General features: G+C 42.2%; 5 protein-coding genes. 4 read left to right on the top strand and 1 reads right to left on the bottom strand.

The annotated features are described in order from the left end of the window. Window positions 1-386 precede the first annotated feature (386 nt). Complete coding sequence (locus OPS25_RS13960; protein WP_265618402.1) at window positions 387-776, bottom strand: hypothetical protein; 390 nt, start codon at window positions 774-776, stop codon at window positions 387-389. 322 nt (window positions 777-1,098) lie between these two features. Between OPS25_RS13960 and OPS25_RS13955 the strand changes: the two genes are divergently transcribed. The 4 genes from OPS25_RS13955 to OPS25_RS13940 are packed head-to-tail and all read left to right on the top strand — an operon-like array spanning window position 1,099 to window position 6,214. Further along, window positions 1,099-2,721: a Cas10/Cmr2 second palm domain-containing protein gene (locus OPS25_RS13955; protein ID WP_265618401.1), complete on the top strand. Its 1,623-nt coding sequence runs from the start codon at window positions 1,099-1,101 to the stop codon at window positions 2,719-2,721. After that, entirely contained in the window at window positions 2,711-3,319 is a 609-nt protein-coding gene (locus tag OPS25_RS13950; RefSeq protein ID WP_265618400.1) for an RAMP superfamily CRISPR-associated protein, read from the top strand. The genes OPS25_RS13955 and OPS25_RS13950 overlap by 11 nt, the downstream gene beginning before the upstream one ends. 34 nt (window positions 3,320-3,353) lie before the next feature. After that, on the top strand, window positions 3,354-4,859 hold the full coding sequence (locus OPS25_RS13945; RefSeq protein ID WP_265618398.1) for a hypothetical protein: 1,506 nt from the start codon (window positions 3,354-3,356) through the stop codon (window positions 4,857-4,859). Then, complete coding sequence (locus OPS25_RS13940; protein ID WP_265618397.1) at window positions 4,856-6,214, top strand: RAMP superfamily CRISPR-associated protein; 1,359 nt, start codon at window positions 4,856-4,858, stop codon at window positions 6,212-6,214. The genes OPS25_RS13945 and OPS25_RS13940 overlap by 4 nt, the downstream gene beginning before the upstream one ends.

The following is a 6,214-nucleotide window of genomic DNA, read 5'->3' as shown; positions in this document are numbered from 1 at the left end:
TGGGGAATACGTTACTCTCTTGTTCATTGGCTAATTCTCTCAAGATAATTAGCCTCCGACAAACCCGGTTTGATTCAGAGATAGACCCTATAAATTCGATTGAGATTGACGAATTCTATGAACTAACCATGAAAATTCCTCCTAGAGAAATGAGTAAGTAGGAGGATTCTGCTAAAATTTTCCAATCACAGACTATAAGCTATTTTTTGTAAGTGGCTGTCTATCACAATAATCAGAGATGGCTTGGCGTTAACAGCTATTTACAGCATATTTATTAGGCATCGAAAAAGGAGGGAAAAGGTCATGCAACTCATCCTTATTGTCAAAGAAGAAAGAGCGATGACCAGCTAATGCCTGACAAATTACTAGAGACTATGCGGGGAAGTTTACTCCAATGACCAGCCCGGATGGTTTTCATTCAGATATTCGATAACAACCTCTTTCGACTTCTGACTTAATTCCGCGCTCTTGGCTAATTTTTTAACGGTGTCAGCATTAAGGGTCGATAGCCAGATTTTGTAATCCTTTATAGCCTTTGCATAATTTGCATCTACCTGATGGTCAACGAAACCAATGATACTGAAGCTTAAAATTAATGAGATTGCCAGGCCACCAAATAGTATTTTCATTGCTGCATTAGCCTCTGTGGTCAGCAGTCTTACAATTGCCGGATAGTACATCACCATCAATATAAGGTGTGCTGCCGCTGGAACTAATGCCCAAAAAAAGTTGGCGGTAATATCTTCATAAAAAAATTCAAATTGTGTTAACTGCATATACTTCTCCAATGCATAAATTAGTTTGCTATTCAGTTACTAATTTTGTTTGCTGTCTTTTCAGGTAATGTGTAACTGGACTAATTTTCACACATCTAAATTTCGTTAAGCTTGATGGAAATTTCTGATTCTAGAAATTGGAAGAAGCCGTTTAAGATTCGCTTGTAGCTGATATTGCAATTTTTTGTTAGCCATTAAAATTATAAAGATATAAACATTTCGCTGCTTTTCACCCATTCTTTACTGGAAATTTCCAGTTAAAACATTTCTAATTGCATTCAATCATAATGGAAATCTGATAATAACTAAGCAGGGATAAATAATGACAACATATGCCTATGCATTTGAGGCAAGGTCTATCCAAAATTATGTGTTCGCAGGTGGCAAGCTACGCGACATCGTTGCAGCGAGTAATTTGGTCGACCAACTCACTGATCAAATTCTTTTAACCACTTTAGATGAATTAGGAATTACTGACGACATACGCTTCTCTCGCCGAGCGGGTGGCGCATTTTATGCTATTAGCAATAACGAAACATCCATCAAGAATTTGGCCAGTGTTTGGCCATTGGTTGTAAATGGTTTTGCGCCCAATTTAGAAATTCTCACCAGCTTAAATCATGGCGAAAATGATTATTTAGCCGTGAGAGCTGCGCTTGCAGAATTAAAAATCAAGCGTAACTATCCGGCCCCCCAGTTGCCCACTATCCCACCTATTGCTCAACGCGCGCAAAGAACGGGCGGCGGGGCGATTTTTGGTAAGTATTCGATTAACGGCGATACCACTGAAATCGTTGATTTGGCTACAGAGCAAAAAAGAAAATTCGCTATTCATGGTCTCGAAGGGAATACCTTAAAAGATAATTTAGCTGAAAAGTTTACTCCACATGGCACCACATTAGTTTGGCCCACAGCGTTAACCGCTGAGGATGGCATCAAAGCAGAAAAAGTACTTCCTTTAGATGACAACAGATTTATGGCTGTCATTCACATAGATGGAAATGGGCTTGGTCAATTACTCATTGCATTATCTGAAATAGCAAGTAGAGCTAGCGAAGATTATTCCAAACTATATTTATCTTTCTCTGAAGCAATAACGCAAGCAACCCAAACTGCTGCCAGAGAGGCGGTTGATAAAGTACTTGCTCCTGCAAGCAACGCTACCGTCGCTGCCCGTCCCTTAATCCTGGGTGGTGATGACCTCACAATTATCGTTGCGGCATCAAAAGCGATGGAATTTTCAATCGCATTTATTAACGCTTTTGAAAGTCATTCAGCTGAAAAACTAGAAAGTTTGAAACAGCAATTTTCGCATCACTCTTCATTGTGCAATGCGCTTCCTAAAAAACTTACCGCGTGCGGTGGGATTGCATTTGTTAAATCCTCCTACCCCTTTTCGTCCGCTGCAAAGCTAGCCGAAGAATTGTGTCAGCGTTCAAAACAAGCTTCCGAACACCGTTCAGATAAAGCGCAACCCAAGCCAAGTTCACTCTCTTGGCATAAAGTGACTACATCTTCAATTGCTACAGCTGACGCAATTTATAACAAAGAGCTTGCAACTGAAGTTAGTGGAAAATCTATGACGCTGAGCCTTGGAGCGTACGCTGTAAACGAAGCTTCAGGGCACTTACCAAAACTTACTCAGCTTCTCAATACCGTCAATTTTGTTAAGCAAGCTAAGAAAACAGGAAAGCTTAGGAAGTATGCTGGCGAGCTTAAAACTGTACCTCATCAGGCTCAAATGCTGATTGAACGAATGGAGGAAACTGATCATTCCTTCATTCATGAAATGAGCGGTCAACTTAAAAAACTGTGGCAAGCCAAGTCTGGTTCAGTCAGCTACGGTATCGAATTCATGTTTGAAGACTACGCAGTATCACCACTTCTAGATATTGTATCTTTGGCGACGTTATCCGATGAAAAGGAGCAAATCGATGCAAATTGATCTCACTGTAAACTTTCTCTCTTATTGGCATGTGGGTACAGGTTTAGGAGAGGGTGCAGCACATGATGCATCAGTACAAAAAGATGAAAACGGTTTGCCCTATTTTCCCGGTAAAGCGCTTAAGGGCTTACTACGCAATGCAACGCAAAAGGCGTTGCAATTGGGTTGGTTTGAACAAGAGCCCAGCATTCTCGAAACAATCTTTGGAACGTCTCATTTAGACTCGCAAGAAAATCGCTTAACCAAAGCAGGCTGCCTGTATGTTTCAAGTGCAACACTAAACGACCAAGACGCTAAAACGCTGGCGCAGCCAGAGTTTGCTGAAGCCCGAAACAACCTTTACCGAACACTTAGCTCTACTGCAATCAGTGAAGAATCTGGCACAGCAATCGATGGCAGTTTGCGCGCGATGGAAGTTACCATTCCACTGCGTTTACACGCGTCCTTGGAAATTGATGAGCAACAAGTTGATGGCAACGCTGAGCATATTTATTCAGTCCTTAAAGAGTCATTAAGCCTTATTGAGAATATTGGTGCGAAGCGCTCAAGAGGTTTAGGCAGAGTAGCGTTGAATATGGAGGTTCGTCATGCCAACTAGACTAATAAGCATAACGACTAAAGATAAAGTAGTTTTGAGCGGTAGCACAAACACTACCGGTGAACACCACAGTCTGGATTATATTCCTGGAAGCGTGCTGCTAGGTGCCATAGCAGCAAAACTTTATGCCAAACTAGGTGATTCACATGAGCAATGGCAAGTATTTCATAGCGGTAAATTTCGCTTTGGTAATTGCTATCCATCGACAAATGCTCAACAACTCAGTTGGCCGCTGCCCATTAGCTTTCACTTCCCTAAAAACTCATCACCTGTGATGGGATCTAAATTAGATCATTCTGTTGTTGTAGATATGCGCGCCAATGATGCGCCTCAACATATACAATTTTCACAAATGCGTTCCGGCTATGTCAGTTCTGACGGCACGGTGACACAATGTGAAAAAAGTTATCAAATGAAGTCCGCTATTGATTATTCCACGGGCTCTGTCAAATCAGGTCAACTTTTTGGATATGAAACACTAGCAAAAGGTCAAGTATTTACAGGCAAAATTAGTTGGGATGACGATCTCGAACAAACAGCGCCTGAATTAGTAACAAAAGTGCTCAAGATTTTAACTGATGAAACCTTGCGAGTGGGCCGTGCGAAAGGTGCTGAGTTTGGACGTTTAAGCATTCAATTAGCTGAACTGCCAGATAGTAATCAGCCAAACATCAGTGACACATTTAGCATTCAATGCATTTCTGACATCGCGTTAAAAGACCAATTCGGTCAACCGTGTTACGACATTCGTTGGCATCATTTAGGATTAGATGAGCACGATCTACTTCCTATACCAGAAAAAAGTTTTGTCAGAACGCGCCAGTATTCAGCGTACAACGGAGCCAGGCAAACCTACGATCAAGAGAGATTAGTGATTGAAAAAGGCAGTGTATTCACCTTTTCTTGCAATAATTTATCTTCGGAAAAACTTGTCTCAATTCAGCGTAAATTGAACAGTGGTATTGGGCTATTTCGAGAGTCGGGTTTGGGTGAAATATCACTAGACACTTATCCTATCGAAACGAAGCAGAGCAATTTAATTGCAGAACAGTCCACACAAAGTGAGCCTAGTGAACTGATTAACTGGTTGGTCAAAAAAGCGAGCGCATCAGCTTGGAAAGCGATTCTACCAACACTTGCAGAGCAATTAGTCAGCGAGCTTAAAAAACAGTATCAGACAGGTAGAACATTGGCCTCAGTGGGTAACGACGATACTTGGGGACCTAACACACATGCCTGGGCGGCCATCCTTGAACAGGCTAAACAAATAGAAGATACACCTACTCTGATGAATAAGTTGTTTTCAGGCAACCAGCCACTCATATATGTCAACGAAAGCATCCAAAAAGCGAAAGCGGGCGACGCGTGGCAGAGTGAAGTGCTTGACGAGAATGGAAATTTCATCTCCATCGCGCAGTGGTTCAAAGTTGAACTTACAAACCATGTTGAAAAAAGCACTGTTCCTTTATCCCCTTTCCTGCAGCGAGTGTCACGCATAATGATGTCCGAAAAATTTGAATATGGGGTAGCGCAAGCATGATTTTAGATAACCATATTTTGAACCGAGCCAGAGTTAAAATTGAGCTAACAGCGCCTATGATGATTGCTACTGGCCAAGCCAACAATCAGCTAGATAACGATATTGTTCGTGACGAGAACGGCTGGCCGATGATACCCGGTACCAGTATCGCTGGCGCTCTTAGAGAACTGGTGGCTAGAAGTAATCGTGATTTAACTAGCGTGTTTGGAAGAGCTACTTCAGAAGAAAGCATGCTTTCTGATTTACTTATTTCCTGTGGCTTGGTCCATAATCAAGATGACAGGGTCATGGAAGCACACAAGTCGGAAGTAGATGATGCCGTGCTTAACTTACTAGCTGAGACAGCTCCCGTTCAACGCAATGGCGTGGCCATCGATATCTACGGTGTAGCCAAAGGTGGCGCAAAATTTGATAAAACGATGGTTCCAAAAGGCACACGCTTTACTTTCGAACTATCGCTATGGTCATCAACACAAATGTCAGACCAATGGCATGAAATAGTAGCGTTATTTTGTCATCCCCTCTTTCATTTGGGTGGCGGAAGAACCTCTGGGCAGGGTACGTTTGACGTTGTCAAGGTTGAAACATGCAGCTTAGACTTAACTCTGAACGACCAAATAAAACAATTTAAAGCACTACCAAAAACGCTAACTAAGGCTATGCCTGATGCGCGAACGATGGATATCGATGAGCTAAAAAACAAAGCGTTAAAACTCATTGCCAGTGATGCCCACACAATGCGCTTAAAACCAGAAAATGGCTGGCGTATTGGCGGCGGTTCAGCAAGTCTTTCAGGGGCGGCAAAGGCTTCGGATATCCTACCCTATACTGAGTTTACCATTAAATGGGCTAACGATGTCGCCACATTGAAGCCTCACACGCTAGTACTGCCAGGTTCATCAGTGAAGGGCGCTTTCTCGCACCGAATGGAATTTCATTACCGCAGATTAGTGCAAATATGGCATGAAAAGGATGAGTCATATGATTACAGGGATACTGACATAAAACATCTATTCGGATGGGCTGATGATACTTCGTCAAAGCGCGGTTTTATTCACTTTTACAATAGTTATGTTGAAGACAAGTATCAAGCCAAATCACGCACGCGAAATAAAATTGATCGCCTGACGGGAGGCACGATAGACAAAGCGTTGTTCTCAGAAGAGCGGATTTATTTAGATGAGATAAGCGTAAAGATCGTTATCGACCCTGCCTTTTCTGAGCAAATGGACGAAAAAACAATACGCGATCTTAATCAGGCATTCGAACTTACGCTGCGTGACCTCAAATCCGGCCGTCTGGCTTTGGGTGCAGGGCAAAATAACGGCTGCGGCTATTTTTACGAGGTAAATTAA

Source organism: Alteromonas aquimaris (assembly GCF_026183695.1).
Lineage (GTDB): Bacteria > Pseudomonadota > Gammaproteobacteria > Enterobacterales > Alteromonadaceae > Alteromonas > Alteromonas aquimaris.
This window is presented reverse-complemented; position numbering and strand designations above follow the sequence as displayed.